Here is a 16,724-nt window from a genome sequence, read left to right as displayed (position 1 = left end):
GGTGAGGATGCGAAGCGTTTTCAAGAAACTATGGACCGCGATCAAAGCGCTTCCGTGGGACGCATCCGATGATGACGAAGACGAGGTGTGGCGACACGGCTATGGCTGCCGTTACAACGGCTCCCAATACGGTGCTGAACGGAATCACGCGCCGATACCCGGCCCCAAGAATTATTGGGGAGCGGGCAAGGGTTCCGGTTATTAGACAACAGGAGATGTCCATGCGTGATGGAGAGCTTGCCACCAAGGTCAGCGTTTGGGTGGTGACTGATCTTGATGAGGCGCCGGCCACCAACGGCGGCCGGTTTCCCATGGATGGCAACCCAACCGCTGACTGGATCGGTCGCGCCATGCAGGGCATCCGGCACATGCATCATGACGAATCCGCGCGCACGGCCATCGCGCGCCGATTGTTCTAGTGCACTATTGCAGCGTCGCCCAGCAACAGCCCGTAGCTAACCCCAGAAGAAGAAGGAAGAACACATGCTAGTCAAGATGCGCGTTTTCGATGAAAGCCAAAAGGAAACGATCCGCTTCCAAACCGCGATCGACGCGCCGGCGTTGATCGCGATTGCAAAGGATCGCGAAGCATTCGTGAGGGAGAAGGGCAAAGCGTTCGCACAGGGAGCGGTGCCGTTCTTTGGGGGAGAATTCATCAAGGCGGTACAAGCTGACGACGCCCGAGAAATCGAAAAAAACGCCATGCAGGCCGCGATGGCTGCATGGCTGTGCGATCACATTTTCAGCGACGTCAGCGAAGCGGAGTTCGTGCGCTGTGACCTGGAGTTCAACCTGCATCCCACGGGGATGGTGGTCTACAACCGGAAGCCCGCCCAATAAACAGGTGGGATGAGGACGCCGCCAGTCAGCGCCCTCATTTTCGCTTGCCCTTCGGGTAGTCCTGGCGCGCACCGATGATGCGCACGATCTCGATCACGCCGGCCGGCCGCTCGATCCGGTAGACCAGCACATGGTTGGGCGTCAGGACCATTTCACGGGTGCCGCGCACGCGGCCGGGCTTGTACAGCTCGGGATGCTCGGGCAGGGCGCTGGTCAGCTCGCCGATCCGGTCATCCAGCTCAAGCGCGGCGCTGGGATTGTCGGCCGCGATGTAATCAAAAATCCTGTCGCGATCTTCGCTCGCCTGCGGGTTCCATTCAACGATCATTTAGCCCCGCGCGCGAGCTGCTTTCGCAATGCCGCCTTCTTCGCTTCCATCCGCTGCTGCACCTCTGCGTGCGGAATCCGCGGGCGCGGATCGTCCATCGCCTGCTGCACCTGCTCACGGAACCACTTGTCATACGCGCGCGCGGCGTGCGCCTCCTTGAGCGCCGCCGACCGGTCGGGCCGGGTCGGGCCGCCGGCGGCCGGATCGAAGCCGGCCGCGTCGACGTCGAAGCGGCTGATGCCCATGTCACGCAGGAAGCTCACCAGCGTTTCAAGCTTGCGGAACACGCGCACGTCGCCGCGCTTGGCCGACAGAAAGCGCTCGGTCAGGCCGTAGCGCGCTGCGATCGTCCAGCCGTTGCCGTGGCCGACGACGTGCGCCGCGCGCACCGCGCCGGCCTCTACAAGCTGGGTTAGGGTCTTTTGGTCGATGGTTTCGGTTGCCATGTGGGATCTCCGTCAGTGGCTCGCGGCCAGCTCCGGCCGCCATGCCTGCACGACGGCCTCGAACTGCGGGCCGTAGCCGAGCGTGTCGGGGTAGCTGTTCGCGCGCGAGGCGAGCCGGAACACCACGCACATATCCTCCACGATGGCGTCGTCCACGCCCCAAGCGGTGGTGAGGTCGTACTTGCCGCACTCGCCGGCATTCCACCAGGCGAGCAGGAAATCGGCGACGCGCCGGCTCTGGTGCGTGTCGCCGCGCGCGTGCTCAAGGAGGCGTTCGAGGGCCGCGCGCTCAGCGGAGGTCATCTGTTCGGATCGCATCGGTGTCGCTCCCGGTGGGGCCAGCTCACGCTGGCGAGAGTTTTGGGTCAGCGGTTATTATTGTACAGACTCCCGATTTATTGTACACCGGGCGTTCTGCTATTATTGTCCGGGGCGGGAATGCGACATAACACCCGACAACACCTCGCGTCACGTCAGTGCAGCCCGCGCGCCAGCTCGGGCGGCGCTTCGTATCCGGCAACCCATGTGTCCTGCCGCGTGCTGAAAACCGCCCAAGGGCCATCACGCCCGGAAGGTTCCCGACAGATGCCTAGCCTAGCTATGGCCGTCTGTTTTAGACGATCAAAGCCTGATTCGTCCAACTCGTCCATAGCCTCCAATTCGCGTTCATAGTTCCCCAGACCAAGCGCTTTCCACTCATCGCGCATGAAGTCAAACGCCCATTGATTGAACGAGAATGTTACCCCGCCAGTGTTCGGCGGAATGTTGAACGGTAGAGGCACGTAGCGAATCCGGGGAGAGTGTATGCATATCACGTCGGTTTCGGTCTCCATCGCGAACCCGAAAGCCATCATGCAATACAACGTACCGTCTATCCCGTTCGCATGGTCCAACAGGTCGAAATCATGTAGCGGAATCGCTTTCCAGTGGCCGGTGTCATCGTCGCTGTGGTATTCGTTACGCAGGTATGCGTACATGTGCGCCAGCAGGCGCGAAACGAAGATTACCGGACCAGATATCCCCTCTTGAGCCGATCCGGTCCAAGCTGGCTCTATGAACAGTCCCGAATCGAGCACGCGGCGGCGCACCACAACCCATAGAGAAAGCGGCGCAATGTATTGTGTCTTAACAGCCATTAAAGCCCCTCACGCGCCCTATATTCCGGATCATTCTTCCGGGTTGAATATACCCAATCCTCCCATTCCTGCTCAGACATATACGAAAGCGCTTCTTTACTATGTCTGTCAATATATGAATCTCGCGCATCAGGAGTCAGACCATCCCAAAAAGGACCCCAAAAATATCTCAACCAAAATTCTTCGGCACCTTCGTTATACCGAACAAATGGCCCGTAGTAGCACCACACAACCCAAGGCGGCGGTGGCCCAAACTCTTCTTTAGCTTGATCCGCGATCAATTCTGCGGAATTTGTCAGGACATGGACATTTCGACCGCCCAATTCATCCGAGAAAGAAATGAACGTATGAAAATTGCCATTCTGATAATGCAGCAGCCGAACTTCTTCCCACCCCCGCCTAATCAAACTCAGATAGCGCGGAAACGCCTGAATCTCAATATGCCGCGTCAACAGTACGGCATTCAATCCAAGATTCTGCATTCCGCGTAAATTCGGAATATCTGACAGCGCATCAAGTGCAGCACCGTCTACCGACTTAGAGAACGCATCCAACATCGCATCAAATGAATGCGGAAACGGAAACATTTTCTCAAGTGCCGTCTTTGCATCGGATTCAGGCGATTTTTTCAACCAACCAAAAATTCCCACATTGCCCTCCCTAATCGCCCATTGTTTTATCCAACACGTACGATTCGCCTGTATAAGCGAGCGCGCCCCCGATGATTCCGCCAATCGCACCGGTAATGATTGCACCCGGTCCCAATTCTATACCGCAAAGCGCCCCAGCGGTCGCCCCCATTCTCGCGCCAAGTGCAGCGCCCGCCCACCTCCCAGCAATGCTGCCCTCCCACCCCGCTATTTGTTTCAGAGTCGCTTTTGTTATGGGCTTTACGGACTTGAACCTGATGGACTCCTCTGTGGCTTTAGACAAATCATATGCGGTGAAGAAAATACCAAAGACCTGAACAACCTTCGCAAATTTTTGGATACCAAACGCAGCCTTAAGTCCGCGCTGCGTGAAAATGCCATCAGCCGGAACGACAGGATTGGGCTTAACTAAATATTCGTTATCAACACCCAAAGATTTTTTCTTCAAATACTCCGCTTCACGCCTTACCTTTGATGGCATGCCTTTCACATACTCATCAATGCTCCGTCCAATTTCTTCGGGAGACACCAGCACAGCCCCGGAACGTTTCGCTTTGGCAATATCAATATAAACCACCTTAGAAGGATTTTCCGAACCATGAAAACGATCGGCCCCTCCGGGGAAATTCCCACTCGTTGATACGAATTGCGTTTCAATCTTTATTAGATCATTGCGTTGCAAAACATGCTCTGCCGCCTTAGCCAAACCCGACGGATTAGGAGAAGTAAGACCTGACATTTCAGGATATACAATCTGAAATTTCTGTAAAGGCGTTAACCCTTTCGGCATACGCGGATCATCAACACTCGAATAAGTGCGCCGAACAAGAAACCCTTCCGGTCCAACTTCATCAACAGTAATAAAGAAAAAAGCCCTTGCGGGCATCACATGCCCGAGCACGTCAAACGTCGAATCTGTCTTATCGTTCGTGTGCGTCTGATAAACAAAATCACTCATGCGTCCCACCGTTCCAAAGCTTGCATTCCGATTGCGATATCGAGTTTTGACACGTCGTCCGTGTACACACGCGGGCAGTATCCCGAAACGTCGGTAAGACCTTTGTAAACGGCTCCGGTCGCGGTCTTGATGTGATAGGGGATGCTCGGTATGGGTTGCCCGGACTCGTTGAGAACACGAACGCGCTCATCGTAGTTCCCGCGATATTGCTGCGTCAGCGATTCCGCGCCCACTCCATAACCCATATCCGCCAGATGGTGCGATTCGAAGCTATGGAAACTATCGTGCTGTGACGCGATCATGACCGGGGGCGGAACGCACTGGCAGAGGCAGATATCGCCGTCTAGCGCCTGCTCCTTGCCGTGCATGCTATCGGGCCAACGCGGCCCCTTGGGTGCAATGTGACCGACCGTCTTGCAGCCGTGGCAGTAGACTTGCGCACCAATGAACGTTAGCGGCGTCCCGTGGTGCGTACAGTTTGGAATCCCTTCCGTAACGACGCCTCCGTTTGAGGACTTGTCGCCTTGCTTGAGCAAATATCGCTTCATCCCACGCTCTCCCGATGATTTTGGCCCTATCTTGGTAATGCTTTCAGCATTCTGGCGAGCGTGTCTATACGATTCGTCTGATTTTCAACAACGCCTGACAATTCTTGATGTTTAGCGGTGGTGCGATAGACACTCGACGGGCGAAAAAAAGCCGATCGCTGGGATCGGCTAAAAATGGATCTGGCTATTCCGAGGGCCGTGCCAGAACCTGAGAGAAAAGCATTGTCGCACGTAGCGGAATCGTCACCGTATCAAGGCGCGATAATGACCCGTCGTCAGCCCAACCCCAGCTCCATGCCCTTGTCACGCTGCTGCCCGCGCTCCTGCTGCCGTTCCTCAGCTCGGGGTGCCTCGGCGCTACGCGTCGGCTCGGGCCGCACCTGGCGCGGGCTGGACCGGTAATCGGCGTAGGTGGCCGAGCGAGCGGCAAGGGCGGCATCGTGCCTGTTCTCGCGCGGTTCGCCCGCCGCGTGGCGGGCGCGGGTCGCCAAGGTCTTGTTGACCTCCTGCGACGCCTGCTTGGCGGCCAGCTCACGGTCCTGCGTGTAGGTGACGACCTTGTGTCGATGGCGGGTGTTGTTCACGTAGGTCTCGCGCTGACCGTGACGGCCGCCGTCCGTGTTGTGGTGAACCAGTGCGCGGCTGACGGTTTGGCCCTGCGATTTGTGGCTGGTCATCACATAGCCGTGATCCAGTTGCTTGTACCGTGACAGGTCGATTTCCTTCCGGCTGCCGTTGTCCAGCAGCACGGTCAGCTTGCCGCCATGAGCGGCGATGAACGTGCCGGCGTCGCCGTTCTTAATGCCTGTGGATCGCTCGTTCTCGGCAAAGGCAATGCGATCACCAAAGGCGAACTCGTGAACGTCGGTGGTATACGCCTGCATCCTGCCCGCCTGCTTGGCCTCGATCGTGCGCGGCCGGGGGCCGTCGCCGTCCACGGTCAGGCGGTTGGCGCTGGCATCGATGCCGCGCACGGTCAGATACGACACCGAGCCGTCGCGGCCGGCTTTCTTCAGCACGTCGCCCGGTTGGTAGCTGGTTGCCTGCGATCGCTGCGAGCGCGTCAAATCCTTGGCGCGAAGCGTATCTACCTGCGTGGTTTCAGCCGACAGCTCGCCGGCGGCCTTCAACTGGTTGCGGATCGCCTGATTGATCGAGCGGCGGTCATCGTTCGTTGCTGTCACAACGATGGTCTTGGCGCGCTCATCGGATGGCAGCGCCGCGTAATCGGCTGCAATGGCCTTGATCGCGTGTTCGTTGTCGACCTGGCGCGCGACCTTGATTTCATCGCGACGCTGCTGCACCTGGGCTTTCGTCAGTGCGCCGTCGCTCTGCGCCTCGATCGCCGCCCACTTATCCTCGATGCCACGCCGCGCGCCGGCAAACTCGACGGCCGTGTGGCGTATCGCGTCCCCGTAATGGCCTTCGATGATCGAGCGAACCGGCGCGCGGGCCTCGTCGGTCTGCTGACGGCTGATCTGTTTCAGCTCCGACATGGTCATGTGGATCTGCGCCCGTTCGAATGCACCGCCGGCGCTGACGGACTGGTGTTGCGCGCGATCGCCGACAAACACCGTTTTGGCACCCGCGTGAACAGTGGCATCGAGCACGCCGTTAAACTCCCTCTGGCCGGCCATCGACGCTTCGTCGTTGATGTAGATGATCTTGGCCTGACCGACGCCGGCATCCTGCAGGTTACGGGCCTTGCCGAGAAACGATGCCGTGGTGCTCGACTCGATGCCGGAATCCGCCTGCAGCTTTTCTGCCTGCGCCGCTCCGGTCGAAAAGCCCTGCACCTTCCAGCCCTGACTTTCGGCCGCCTCACGCACGAATTCCAGCATCGTCGTCTTGCCGGTGCCGGCGGCACCCTGCACCCCGGAAAACTGGTCTCGGCCCGTGAGGATGCTTCTGGCGGCGTCGCGCTGCTCATCCTTGAGGGCAAACCCCTTGCGACTCTCGAAGGCCTCCAGCCGCCTGTCGAACTCGGCATCGCTCAGAATCGCCGTGTGGGCGTCGCGGCCGGCCGTGATGGTCTTGTCGGCCCAGCGCTCGCCGGCGATCGCCTCGCGCGTCGTATAGCGTGCGCCGGCACGATCCTGCGCGCGCTGTACCAGCTCGCCCGTGTCGGCCGCCGCGTCGATCGCCGCGATCAGCTCGGCGCTCGATGCGCGCCCCGAACTCTGTAGCATGCTCTCTTTCACCAAGTCCTTGCGCGAAAACTCCTGCTCGCGCTCGGCAAGCGATGCGATCGCACTGCGCACGACGTCGGCCGCGCTCGGCTGCTCGGCCAGCGTGTAAGCGCCGAGCGGGGCTTGCTGGATGCCGGCGTGCTCGGCTTCGGCCTGCCAGCGATCGCGGTGCGCCTCGGCGCTCTCGCTATGCCCCTCGGCCTTGTCTGCACGCGTGGCCAACACGGCGGCCTGCCGCGCCTCGTAGCTGGCCGAATCCTTATCGATGCCCCGGCGCTCGAGCGCGGCATCGCGCTCCCCCGAACGCTTGCTGAATTGCTCGAGCTGGCCTTTGCTGTAGCCGGCAATCTCGAATTCGCCGCGGCCGTCGAACCGCAGCGAATAGCCTTGCTCGCGAAGGCGGCCGGCCAGCTCGTTCTTGTAAACGGCATCCGCCGTCGTGCGAAACTGCATCAGCTTTTCATTGCTGAGGGAGTACGCCTTGCCATCGTGATAGGTGACATTGGCAATCAGTACATGCGTATGGGTCTGCGGATCGCCGGCGCGACTCGTCGCGTGCGAAAAGCTGGCATAGGTCAGGTTGCTGGTCTGCACAAACTGCTGATTGACGCGGGTTTGTGCGCCCTCGGCTTCCAGCCAATTCATGGACGCCTGCACGGCCGCTTCGTGGGCGTCCCGCACGCCCTTTTGCCCGAAAACCTCGGCCTCGACGCTCACGCTCTTGGGCGCGGAGAAAGTCAGATCCCAGCCGGCACGATGCTCGGTGGTCTTCTCGCCGGTCGCCGTATCGGTGACGGTACGGCCGAGCTGGGCCTGTCGCGCCTCCCCGTCGATGCCAAGTTCGTTCACCTGGCCGGCGAGAATGCGGCTCAGGTCGCCGGCCTGCACGTGGCCGGACAAACCATTGATCTCGGCTCCCCGGCCGCCCCACGCGGACGGCACGACCTCGCCGGCGTAGTATTCAATCCGGGCCTGCTCGGTCGTGTAGTACTTGGCCGCGCCGCTGGCGTTGCCGATCGCGTGCATCGAAATCATGCGTTCCCCGTCTCTGGTTCGTTTGTAGTGGTGTGATAGACGCTCAGAACAAGCCGCGATCGTCGTCCAGCAGCGCGGGCGGCAATTCGGTCGGCCACTCATAATCGGCCAGCTCGGGCGGCGACTCGGCCTCGTAGGCCGGCGCGATCGGCTCGCGTTGCTCGATGACCGGCAACGGGCGCGGCTCGAACGCTGGCGCGATGATGGGCCGCTTGACATAGGGAATCGTGACCTCGGCCACCGGATACCCGCCCGCCACCTTCAGATACGCGGTCAGGTCCGGCAGCGTCTGAACCTGCGATGCCATGACCAACGCCGTTTCGGCGCGTTTCCGGCCGATCTGGCTGCTGTCGCGGGCGGTGTCCGCGCCGTGCGTGTTGCCGGCTGTGGCTTCGTCCACTTCCTGCGAACCAAGAAACGCCGCGAGTGCCTTTGCGCTCTCGGTCTCCTCGGTGCGGAAAATGGCCTTGGTTTGGGCGTTGGCCAGCATCGTGCGGAACAGCAGGTCGCCGTAGATATGCCGCCCTTGGGCTTCGTTCTGCATCCCGATCAGCGTACTGATCCCGTATTCCCTCCCCAGCGTCATCGAGCGCGGCAGCGCATTCAGCCTCGGCAGGGTCGCCAGCTCATCAAGGACGAATTGCACCCGCATGTGATCGATCAGCGGCCCCGACAGCGCGGCCAACACGGCCAGCTCCAGCCACACCGCAACGAACGGCGCGATCGCCTCATGCTGCTTCGGGTTGCTCGCAAGGAAAAGCCATCCCGCCGAGTCTGATTCAATGAACTTGCGGATCGAAAATCCACTGGATGAAAACAGCTTAAAAAAGCTCAATGCAGGCGCAGTCACAATCTCCATTCGGAACGAGCTGGCCGCCTTTTGATTATCCGGGGTCATCAGTTGCGCGCTGTCCAGCTCGTACCGGACAAGGTATTTATGAAGCTCGGCGAGCGGCATTCGCATAGCGACGCGGGCCACTTCGCTCATACTTTTTTCGAAATCCGGCCCCATCTTTACGAGCTTCATTACGTCTTCCAGAACCTTCCGCCCCCCGTTCACGAAAATCTGGTTCTGCCCGTTCCCGCCTTCCGCGTCTGGGATAAAAAAACGTGCGACTGTCCGATAATCAATGTCGTCCTGCATGTCATCGAATATCGACCATTCGGCGCACCGCAAATCCATCGGATTCAGGATGATGTCACCACGGGCCGGGTCATAGTATTTCTGGATATAGTCCCCTTTGGTGTCATACACCACGGCCTTCATCCTCGGCCGCGATGCGTCGATTAGGTGGCAGATACCCTGAGTCTTACCCGCACCCATTCCCCCCATGAATGCGGCGTTGCGCGTCATCAAAGCATCTGGTATCCCTACGCCCCCGATTTTGTAACCCGCCCTTGCCTCCAAATTTGTCATTCCGCTCAGTTCGTCTGCCGACACTATTTTTTGCCCTCGCAAAAATTTGTCGGTCGCTTCGTCCGCACCCAATTTCATCTTGTGGGCGGCAACGCGTTTTGCGACAAACACGCCCACCGCGATAGATACCGCACCGATAACAAACACCACAAAGCCGCGCCGACCGATAACCTGGCCTGTTACGTCAGCGGCTTGACTGGCTGACAACTCGACGCCCCCACCAATCGGCAATCTGACAGCAATATTCACCCCGAACGCCACAAGCAACTCAGCCAGATAATGCTTGAATATCACCTCACGCTCTACCGCATTAGTCACCAAGAGCAACGCGCTAGAAAATATGGCGAGCGCCACGGCACCCGCCACGATCGCCAGCCGTTGAATTCCGGCAGTCGCCATATGGATAGAATGCCAAAGCGCATCACTACCGCGCGTGAAATCATCGAGTCGCGATCGCTTATTGATTGCCATTTTAGTACCCGAATTTTTCCACCATCGCCTTAACCAACAGTCGATTTGCCTCGTCGTTTATCTGCTCACGCCGCTCTTTTTCGACGCTATGCGCATCGGTCATGATGCGAGCGCCGAGATAACCCATAAGAAACGACTTCTCGACGACCAGCATTAACCTCGACATGCTCGCCTGCAATTCCGAAATCTGAGCTTCCAATCGGTTCTTTTCTAAACCAGCCTCGATCAACGAACGCAGCACAAACGACCGGTTACTGTCCCCGCCAACGGTCTCCGCATGCTCGTCTACCCTGTCCAGCAGCTCGACAGGCAGCCGCAGGCTGATGATCTTCGATTGCTCCATGTATTCCCCGTTTCGTCCTTGTATGTATTGATTTGCGCCGCTTTCGGCACGGCCTTTGTATTACACGTTTTTAGATTTGCGTATTACGCTGGAAAGCCCGATCACACGGGCATTTCAGCGGTTTTAACACATGCACCGTAGGTGCGTAATGTGTGCCGCTTTTCCAGTTCAGCATAGCTGAACGACCCGCCCCCTGTCCACGCGATCCATGCCTCGGTGCATGGGCGAATCGCCCCATGCACCCCGAAAATCACCTATTACTTAACCCTGACCGACGCCTTATCAGATTGGTCAGTGCCAAATGATTCAGTCTGCCTATCCGCCCGCTCCTTCTTCGCGCTAAGCTCTAGAGCGCTCGCCACTTCTACCTCATAGAGCTGGCTGTTAATGTAGCCCTGTCCAAACACCACCTGGCCGCCCACCCTATATACCCAGCCAGTGGGTGGACCGTCATATTCATAAATACCGCTGCTCCATGATGGGTCGCCCTGCCCTACAGTCACTTTTATAGCCTTGGCTGCTATATCCGACGCCTGCTTGAACATCGCGTAATAGGCTGCGTTCGGAATCTTCACGACTGCCTCAAGAAAATCATGCCGCAAATCTGTCGGGTTCTGAAAACTCTGCGGCATGGTTCGGGCGACCTCGGCCGCGAACAGGTTAGCGAAATTCAGCTCTCGCATTTTCCTGTTCATGTAAACCATCATGCTTTGCTCCTGAGTCGCATCATCGTATTTCACCCAGCCACGGCTAGGAGAAACGCCCTGCAAAAACGTTTCAATCACAAGTCGTCTCAACAGGAAATCCTCACCGGCCTGCGCATCCCCTTTCAGGTATTTTGACGCGATATCGTCCAGCGGTTTCGCCCAATCCTCATACTGCTTCGGCAAAGTCATTGACTTAGCGAATTCCATGACACCACTCTTGTTCTTGAAAATCTCACCATCGAACGGAGTGCCGCCCGGCCCAAAATGGAAACGAGCACCATTTTCCCATGCTGACTTTGCATCCGTCAGGCCGTCATTAAAATCAATTGCCGCCTTATACTTCGGAGCGTCTTTCGTGTTCCACGATATGTAGTAGTTGTCCCCGAAATAGTCTTGCGCCCCCTGCGCCGCCATAATGATCTCGGTCAGCAACTGCTGCTTTGCGACGACCTTGTTTGACTTGGATACGCTTTCGGATTTGGTATTGGACTGTCCAAACTCGCCACGGAATCCGGTGCTTTGCGACGACTCGGCGGAAACGCCTGCCTCTTTCTTACTGCAACCAGCCAAGGCTGCGGCAATCAGTGCTGTGACGATGATGTACTTTATTTTCATTCTGGTCTCGGTGGTGAAATTCCCCGGACGCTCACGCGCCGGGGTGACATACGGGTTTTCTCGTTCGACCGATTTATCCCTTGGATACCGCCCCGTTAGCGGGTCGAACGGTTACTGTGAAGGTCATGTGATCTTGCCGAGTTTCAAACCAATTCAGCCCGAACAGTACGTGTGGTTTGGTCACGGTGGATTTTGAATAGGACACGATTTGTTCGGCCCCTGCGGAAGCGATCCGGCATTCGATCGATGTGGCAGACCGGCGAGTAACGGTTGCGTTGGCCTCCGTGCACTGCCGTTCAGCGTCGGCAACGCTCTCGGCCTTGCCCGGTTGGACGACGCCCGAATACGAGACCACCCAGCCGGCCGGGCGGCCGTCCGTGGCCGGCTCCGGGGCGGAAACGGCCACCCACGGGCCGCACGTCCACGATTGCACGTTCCCGATAGCAAGGCTCCGGGGGGCCTCGCCGAGCGGACAGAGGCTGCTTTCGAGTACGTTGAGGTCAGGCGGGATGCCGGCGCGGATCGGCGCAACGCCAGCGCCGGCCGGCTCCGCGTGGATCGCGCCAGAATGGGCGATGAGAGAGGCGGCCAGCATGGCCAGTGTAGAAAGGTGCGTGCGGTTCATAGTGATGGTCTCCGTTATTTCAGCAGGCGCGCGGCAAGTGCCAGCAAGACGGCGTTCACGATGAAGCCGGAAACGCCTTGGCCGACAGCGGTATGGCTGATGCCGGACTGGAACACGACAAGGCCAACCAAGCCGGCCATCACCACGGGAAAATTTTGAAAGCTCATTGTCAGACCTCTATTTTTTGAGTGCGTCGTTCAGGTCGCGGACGAGCTGGTCGCTCGACTGGTTGCGCTCGACCTGGCGAACCTCGGCCGCAGCCTTCTTGCCTCGATACTCACCGCAGGCGGCATCGGCCTCGGATGCGGCGCGCTGTAACGCCGGCTGCGAGTCGCCGCGCATGCGGGCAAAGTCTTCGTCAAAGCGCGCGTTGTGGCAGTCCATCTTTGCCACCTGCACGCTGGTCGCGTCCTGAACATGGGCGTTGTGCATGACGTACAGGACAAGCCCAGCGATTCCAAGGGAAGCGCCCACGGCCCCAGCAACAAGAGTGTTCATAGCGGTTTCATCACCTGAAGCGATAGCTGGCGTTCACGAACGCCACGATCGGGTTGAGCCGGATCTTGGTTTGCGACTGAACGGGAATGGTGCCGACCGGCGACGGCACGGCCGTATTCAGTCGCGCCGTCACGCTCACGGGGATGTACGAGAGCGAAAAGCCGGCGAACCAGTGCTCAGTAACGGCGTAATTGACGCCAAGGTTGAGGACGGGCGCCCACGACCGATCCGTGGAAACGGTGGTCGAGCCACCCAGCGCCTTCTGCTCGAAGGTGGAGTTGGTCACGCTCGCGCCTGTGAACCAGATACGGGTCACGCCGACGCCGGCATACGGGCGCAGTCGTGCCTGTGGGTCGCGGAAGTAATACTTGAGCAACAGCGCGGGACTCCACTGCTTCGCGCTTCCCAGCTTCCCGTAGCTGGCCAGCGCTCCCCTTCCCTCCAGATCGAACGTCGACGGAATGCCAAACACCAGCTCGGGCGCAACGTGATCCGTCACGAAGTACGTAGCCGACAGGCCCAAGGTATCCGAGCTGCCGGCCTCGATGCCGGTGTGGGGAATGCCGGTGTTGACCGATGCTCCGCCGACGCTCGTTAGCGTCAACGGGCCGCTGCTGGACTGCGGCGCAAGGTGCATCCAGCCCGCGCTAACGAGCACGCTGCCGGCCGCTTGAGCGTGCGATGTGGCTGGAATCACGGCCAGCAAGGAAAGGGACAAAAGCAACGGTTTCATATGGAAATCTCCTGTTGTTGAACTACGTATGGGAGACGCCATTATGATGTATTAACAATGTAGTGTATACGTATACTATATATATAAAATACGTTGACGGTAAATAGCTGGTGGAAGGGTAGCCAGCGTCAAGACGCCGAAGCAGCTCTAGTGTTTGCGCGTTGAAAGTGGCATCGCTGGATTCAGTCCGCGTAGCATTGCCAGATCCCGCTTCAGGTCGCCCCGTGCTCGGCGGGCGTGTTGTTCGAGTTCGGCCGCCAACCTGGTGCAGTCGTGCCCGGCCGGCAACCACTTGCGTAGCGTGGCCGCCAAGCCTGTCAGCGTTGCAAATTCCTGTGCGTAGACACTGCCGGCGTAAAGTACTAGCCCAAGCAGATACTCGCGCAGCAACGCATGGTCGTCGTCGGAAAGGGGAATGAGGTCTTCGGGCATTGCTGGTCTCCCGCGCATATGGAAACCCGCTGCCCCGAGAGGGGTGAGCGGGCGCAATGGCAGGATTGGAAGACCGGCACCAACTCCGGCGAGCCTTTCGGCTCTCCCACCACGGCCCGCCCATAGGCGTGCAGAGGCAAGCGCACGACCTGCCGCGAGGCAGGTGTGCGGTTGGTGCAAACAGGCTTCCAAACCTGTGCCGTCGCTGTTTCGACGGCGAAGCAATTTTAGCCGATCCGGCCGGGGTATACGGTGATCACCCGAAGGGGTGGATCTTCAAACCTCGCGATCGAGGCTTGGTTGACGTCCGCGAAGGGGCACTACTCGATACCGAGCCACTTGGATACGGCAACGGCCAGCGCACTAGATCGGCTGATACCCATTCGCTTTGCCGCTGCGTCGAGCTGGGCGAGCAACACCGGATCGAATGTGATCGTGATTGGCTTCTTGTTCTGCGACACCTCTGCGGGGGATTGTTGCTCCGAGCGGGGCGGAGCATCCGGCGCACGATTGATGAACTCGGCCGTCGCATCGGTCGGCGGCTTCTTTGGTGCCTTTGTAAGTCCCATAATAAATACCTTTAAGCAACGCTGTTTATACGTATTAACTACGCATAAACAGCGTATCAGTAAGCGCTGCGATTTCGGCGCATGCGGCGGCGTCGCGAGGCTTGTATTCCTCGATATGCAAGCCAGCGCCGGAAGCGTGAGCGATCGCCTTTCGACGGGTAATGCGCGCCGGTAACAGCTCGATTCCGTCCAGCTCCCGAATCGCTTCTTCTGCCTCGGCATTGTCGCCGCCCTGCGGATCTGCTGCGTTCAACACAGCCCATGCCTTAATGTCATTAACCGCGCGGGCCTCAGCCAAGATCGCCGCAGCGTCGTTGAGCGCCCACACATCGAAGCTGCGCGGCAGGAACGGAATTAGTACCATATCAGACACGGCCAATGCTGCCCGTAGTGCCGTTGAATCACGCCCGCCCGCATCGATGATGATGTGGTCATGCAAATGGCGCTGTTGCGTGACTTGGCTTCGAAGTGTCGCGCCATCGGGATAGGCCGCTGCGGGAATCGGCGTGCGGCCGCCTTCGGCTCGCACCGTAATCGCGCCAATGCTTGTCCCCTGGCGGTCACCGTCGATCAACCAAACCCGCTCACCGCGCGCGGTCAACCCTAGAGAAAGCTGAACAGCAAGGGTCGATTTACCGACACCGCCTTTTGGATTTCCTACGGTAACAATCATGTGTTTATCCCCATAATATACGTATAAACTACGTAGTATGTGATTTTACCATCAGTTGTAACCGCTCGAAAAATAAAAAATCCGGCTTCGCCGGAGACCTCGAAACCCCAAAAAGTGACCGCTACGCGGTAAATGTGAACACGGCCCGTATCCGGGCCGTGAGTGGTCTACAAGAGGGGAGGGAGCATCCCGCGCCCGCCGGTGGGCAACTGCGCTGCCCACACCACAAGGGTGTGGACAGCCCCGGCTCGTTGGCCGGGGTTCCGCAGTTGTCCACCGTCTCCCCGCGAGCGAGCCCTACGGGCCTGACGCGGCCTCCGGCCTTGCCTTAGGGAGAAATATTTCGCCTACGACAAACCCGGCCGCGTAGATCGCCCCCTTGATGCAAAACTCTGATGCCGTTGCAGACGATGGCCGTTTTAGCCGTGGCCAAGGGTCCGGGCAACGCCCGGACGGGCCGGGTTGAGTGGTCGGGGTGGCCCGCATAGCGGGACGCGCCGGCCACGATTTACCCCCGGTCTTAGCGATCGGCGCGGCAGAGCCGCGGCGACCGCTTAGACCACGAGCACCACAGAGCCATGCTTGCCGGCCGCGCCTTTGGCGCGGTTCGTTCGTCTGGATAGATTTGTCCGTTAGCTATCGCGCCGAAGGCGCGCACTTTTTCCCCTCACGGGGTGGCCGCGTAGCGGCCGGGGTGGGGTTATACGGCGCTAAAAGAGAGAAAAGAGGGGAGAATGCACAAAATCGCCGAAAAGCCTTGTCTGGCAAGGGATTCGGCGATTTGTAAAGGGATCATCCTAGGTGATCCCTATTGGGATCATCCTGTGTGATCCATAAGATCATTGACGATCCCTCTTAGCTCACTTAAGATGAGCTATGACGGATCACAAATGATGGTGTAGGTTAACGATATGAGCCAAGACGTTACTCCGAATGATCCCAATAGGGATCACCTCGCGCAGGAGAATGCAGAGCTACGCGCCGAGCTGGTGAAACTCAAGCGGGGCGCGGTAAATCAGGGCTTCGTGCAGGTCAGCCGTAAGTATCTCGATGACCTAGACGAGCTGGCATTTCGCTCCCCGGCCGCACGTAAGCTGCTCACAAGTCTAGTCAAAGCCATGAACCGCCAAAACGCGGTGATGGTGTCGCAAGCATCGCTGGTCAAACTGACTGGCCTAAGCGCGCCCACGATTAAGCGGGCAGTCGCCTTGCTGAGAGAACAGCAGTGGATCGAGGTATTGAAGGTTGGCACGTCAAACGTGTACCGCGTCAACTCGTCCGTTTTCTGGCAAGCTCGCGCAGACGGCCGCTGGGCGTCATTCTCGGCCGAAGTCGTGCTGAACTTCGATGAACAGGACGAGGTTACCAAAGCCGCGCCGATCAACCCACCGAAGACGACGTTGCGCCATATCCCGGTGCTTTCGGCCGATGAGGATGTACTGGTATCAGGTGCGGCTCTCGGCTCAGACGATCCGCCGGAACAGGCACAGCTCGACTTTCACAAGAGCTGA

At 58.9% G+C, this 16,724-nt stretch carries 22 protein-coding genes; 4 read left to right on the top strand and 18 right to left on the bottom strand.

The window, feature by feature from the left end; translation table 11 throughout:
* From WS92_RS36185 to WS92_RS30400, 3 genes are all read left to right on the top strand, one after another.
* On the top strand, positions 1-205 hold a 205-nt coding region (locus tag WS92_RS36185; protein ID WP_206779278.1), incomplete at its 5' end, for a hypothetical protein.
* Positions 206-221: 16 nt separating this feature from the next.
* On the top strand, positions 222-419 hold the full coding sequence (locus WS92_RS35445; RefSeq protein WP_141668140.1) for a hypothetical protein: 198 nt from the start codon (positions 222-224) through the stop codon (positions 417-419).
* A 64-nt stretch (positions 420-483) separates the two neighbouring features.
* Positions 484-840: a hypothetical protein gene (locus WS92_RS30400; RefSeq protein WP_059933700.1), complete on the top strand. Its 357-nt coding sequence runs from the start codon at positions 484-486 to the stop codon at positions 838-840.
* A 34-nt stretch (positions 841-874) separates the two neighbouring features.
* Here WS92_RS30400 and WS92_RS30395 read toward each other — a convergent pair whose 3' ends face one another.
* The 18 genes from WS92_RS30395 to WS92_RS30325 all read right to left on the bottom strand — a co-directional run bounded on the left by WS92_RS30395 (position 875) and on the right by WS92_RS30325 (position 15,213).
* Positions 875-1,168, bottom strand: a complete 294-nt coding sequence (locus WS92_RS30395; RefSeq protein ID WP_059933698.1) for a type II toxin-antitoxin system RelE/ParE family toxin — start codon at positions 1,166-1,168, stop codon at positions 875-877.
* A complete protein-coding gene (locus tag WS92_RS30390) occupies positions 1,165-1,614 on the bottom strand; it encodes an antitoxin PaaA2 family protein (protein WP_059933695.1) in 450 nt (149 codons plus the stop codon). The genes WS92_RS30395 and WS92_RS30390 overlap by 4 nt, the downstream gene beginning before the upstream one ends.
* A 12-nt stretch (positions 1,615-1,626) precedes the next feature.
* A complete protein-coding gene (locus WS92_RS30385) occupies positions 1,627-1,932 on the bottom strand; it encodes a DUF7673 family protein (protein ID WP_059933691.1) in 306 nt (101 codons plus the stop codon).
* Positions 1,933-2,087: 155 nt separating this feature from the next.
* Positions 2,088-2,750, bottom strand: coding sequence for a hypothetical protein (locus WS92_RS30380; RefSeq protein WP_141668139.1), 663 nt, complete (start codon positions 2,748-2,750; stop codon positions 2,088-2,090).
* Positions 2,750-3,400 carry a hypothetical protein gene (locus WS92_RS35440; protein WP_141668138.1) on the bottom strand — a complete coding sequence of 217 codons (651 nt, stop codon included), beginning with the start codon at positions 3,398-3,400 and terminating at the stop codon, positions 2,750-2,752. The genes WS92_RS30380 and WS92_RS35440 overlap by 1 nt, the downstream gene beginning before the upstream one ends.
* A gap of 10 nt (positions 3,401-3,410) precedes the next feature.
* Complete coding sequence (locus tag WS92_RS30375; protein ID WP_061083918.1) at positions 3,411-4,358, bottom strand: hypothetical protein; 948 nt, start codon at positions 4,356-4,358, stop codon at positions 3,411-3,413.
* Positions 4,355-4,906, bottom strand: a complete 552-nt coding sequence (locus tag WS92_RS30370) for a PAAR domain-containing protein (RefSeq protein ID WP_082743879.1) — start codon at positions 4,904-4,906, stop codon at positions 4,355-4,357. Before WS92_RS30370 ends, WS92_RS30375 begins: the two co-directional genes overlap by 4 nt.
* A gap of 275 nt (positions 4,907-5,181) precedes the next feature.
* Positions 5,182-8,130 (bottom strand): MobF family relaxase, encoded by a 2,949-nt coding sequence (gene mobF / locus WS92_RS30365; protein WP_061083917.1) that lies wholly within the window; start codon positions 8,128-8,130, stop codon positions 5,182-5,184.
* 43 nt (positions 8,131-8,173) lie between these two features.
* Positions 8,174-10,018 (bottom strand): type IV secretion system DNA-binding domain-containing protein, encoded by a 1,845-nt coding sequence (locus WS92_RS30360; protein WP_082743881.1) that lies wholly within the window; start codon positions 10,016-10,018, stop codon positions 8,174-8,176.
* A 1-nt stretch (position 10,019) separates the two neighbouring features.
* Positions 10,020-10,361: a ribbon-helix-helix domain-containing protein gene (locus WS92_RS30355; RefSeq protein ID WP_059933725.1), complete on the bottom strand. Its 342-nt coding sequence runs from the start codon at positions 10,359-10,361 to the stop codon at positions 10,020-10,022.
* Between the two features lie 257 nt (positions 10,362-10,618).
* A complete protein-coding gene (locus WS92_RS30350) occupies positions 10,619-11,683 on the bottom strand; it encodes a hypothetical protein (RefSeq protein WP_059933722.1) in 1,065 nt (354 codons plus the stop codon).
* A 73-nt stretch (positions 11,684-11,756) separates the two neighbouring features.
* On the bottom strand, positions 11,757-12,308 hold the full coding sequence (locus WS92_RS30345; protein ID WP_141668137.1) for a hypothetical protein: 552 nt from the start codon (positions 12,306-12,308) through the stop codon (positions 11,757-11,759).
* Positions 12,309-12,322: 14 nt separating this feature from the next.
* Positions 12,323-12,475 (bottom strand): hypothetical protein, encoded by a 153-nt coding sequence (locus WS92_RS36055; protein ID WP_156443012.1) that lies wholly within the window; start codon positions 12,473-12,475, stop codon positions 12,323-12,325.
* A 10-nt stretch (positions 12,476-12,485) separates the two neighbouring features.
* Positions 12,486-12,806, bottom strand: a complete 321-nt coding sequence (locus tag WS92_RS30340) for a hypothetical protein (RefSeq protein WP_059933716.1) — start codon at positions 12,804-12,806, stop codon at positions 12,486-12,488.
* A 10-nt stretch (positions 12,807-12,816) separates the two neighbouring features.
* Positions 12,817-13,539, bottom strand: coding sequence for an OmpW/AlkL family protein (locus WS92_RS30335; RefSeq protein ID WP_059933714.1), 723 nt, complete (start codon positions 13,537-13,539; stop codon positions 12,817-12,819).
* Between the two features lie 147 nt (positions 13,540-13,686).
* Positions 13,687-13,971, bottom strand: a complete 285-nt coding sequence (locus WS92_RS30330; RefSeq protein WP_059933711.1) for a hypothetical protein — start codon at positions 13,969-13,971, stop codon at positions 13,687-13,689.
* Between the two features lie 320 nt (positions 13,972-14,291).
* Positions 14,292-14,540, bottom strand: a complete 249-nt coding sequence (locus WS92_RS35435) for a ribbon-helix-helix domain-containing protein (protein WP_141668136.1) — start codon at positions 14,538-14,540, stop codon at positions 14,292-14,294.
* 34 nt (positions 14,541-14,574) lie between these two features.
* On the bottom strand, positions 14,575-15,213 hold the full coding sequence (locus tag WS92_RS30325; RefSeq protein ID WP_059933709.1) for an AAA family ATPase: 639 nt from the start codon (positions 15,211-15,213) through the stop codon (positions 14,575-14,577).
* Between the two features lie 911 nt (positions 15,214-16,124).
* On the opposite strand from WS92_RS30325, the gene WS92_RS30320 reads away from it, so the two are divergent.
* Positions 16,125-16,724 carry a helix-turn-helix transcriptional regulator gene (locus WS92_RS30320; protein ID WP_059933706.1) on the top strand — a complete coding sequence of 200 codons (600 nt, stop codon included), beginning with the start codon at positions 16,125-16,127 and terminating at the stop codon, positions 16,722-16,724.

The organism is Burkholderia sp. MSMB1588 (assembly GCF_001546925.1).
Taxonomy (GTDB): Bacteria; Pseudomonadota; Gammaproteobacteria; order Burkholderiales; family Burkholderiaceae; genus Burkholderia; species Burkholderia humptydooensis.
The sequence above is the reverse complement of the archived record's forward strand: the minus strand, read 5'-3'. Positions and strand labels throughout refer to the sequence as shown.

Coding starts and splice junctions, on each gene's coding strand:
- WS92_RS30360 (WP_082743881.1), bottom strand. CDS start 10,018: ATGGCAATCAATAAGCGATCGCGACTCGATGATTTCACGCGCGGTAGT.
- WS92_RS30400 (WP_059933700.1), top strand. CDS start 484: ATGCTAGTCAAGATGCGCGTTTTCGATGAAAGCCAAAAGGAAACGATC.
- WS92_RS30330 (WP_059933711.1), bottom strand. CDS start 13,971: ATGCCCGAAGACCTCATTCCCCTTTCCGACGACGACCATGCGTTGCTG.
- WS92_RS30390 (WP_059933695.1), bottom strand. CDS start 1,614: ATGGCAACCGAAACCATCGACCAAAAGACCCTAACCCAGCTTGTAGAG.
- WS92_RS30355 (WP_059933725.1), bottom strand. CDS start 10,361: ATGGAGCAATCGAAGATCATCAGCCTGCGGCTGCCTGTCGAGCTGCTG.
- WS92_RS30380 (WP_141668139.1), bottom strand. CDS start 2,750: ATGGCTGTTAAGACACAATACATTGCGCCGCTTTCTCTATGGGTTGTG.
- WS92_RS35445 (WP_141668140.1), top strand. CDS start 222: ATGCGTGATGGAGAGCTTGCCACCAAGGTCAGCGTTTGGGTGGTGACT.
- WS92_RS30345 (WP_141668137.1), bottom strand. CDS start 12,308: ATGAACCGCACGCACCTTTCTACACTGGCCATGCTGGCCGCCTCTCTC.
- WS92_RS36055 (WP_156443012.1), bottom strand. CDS start 12,475: ATGAGCTTTCAAAATTTTCCCGTGGTGATGGCCGGCTTGGTTGGCCTT.
- WS92_RS30325 (WP_059933709.1), bottom strand. CDS start 15,213: ATGATTGTTACCGTAGGAAATCCAAAAGGCGGTGTCGGTAAATCGACC.
- WS92_RS35435 (WP_141668136.1), bottom strand. CDS start 14,540: ATGGGACTTACAAAGGCACCAAAGAAGCCGCCGACCGATGCGACGGCC.
- WS92_RS30320 (WP_059933706.1), top strand. CDS start 16,125: ATGAGCCAAGACGTTACTCCGAATGATCCCAATAGGGATCACCTCGCG.
- WS92_RS30370 (WP_082743879.1), bottom strand. CDS start 4,906: ATGAAGCGATATTTGCTCAAGCAAGGCGACAAGTCCTCAAACGGAGGC.
- WS92_RS30335 (WP_059933714.1), bottom strand. CDS start 13,539: ATGAAACCGTTGCTTTTGTCCCTTTCCTTGCTGGCCGTGATTCCAGCC.
- WS92_RS30350 (WP_059933722.1), bottom strand. CDS start 11,683: ATGAAAATAAAGTACATCATCGTCACAGCACTGATTGCCGCAGCCTTG.
- WS92_RS30340 (WP_059933716.1), bottom strand. CDS start 12,806: ATGAACACTCTTGTTGCTGGGGCCGTGGGCGCTTCCCTTGGAATCGCT.
- WS92_RS30375 (WP_061083918.1), bottom strand. CDS start 4,358: ATGAGTGATTTTGTTTATCAGACGCACACGAACGATAAGACAGATTCG.
- WS92_RS30385 (WP_059933691.1), bottom strand. CDS start 1,932: ATGCGATCCGAACAGATGACCTCCGCTGAGCGCGCGGCCCTCGAACGC.
- mobF (WP_061083917.1), bottom strand. CDS start 8,130: ATGATTTCGATGCACGCGATCGGCAACGCCAGCGGCGCGGCCAAGTAC.
- WS92_RS30395 (WP_059933698.1), bottom strand. CDS start 1,168: ATGATCGTTGAATGGAACCCGCAGGCGAGCGAAGATCGCGACAGGATT.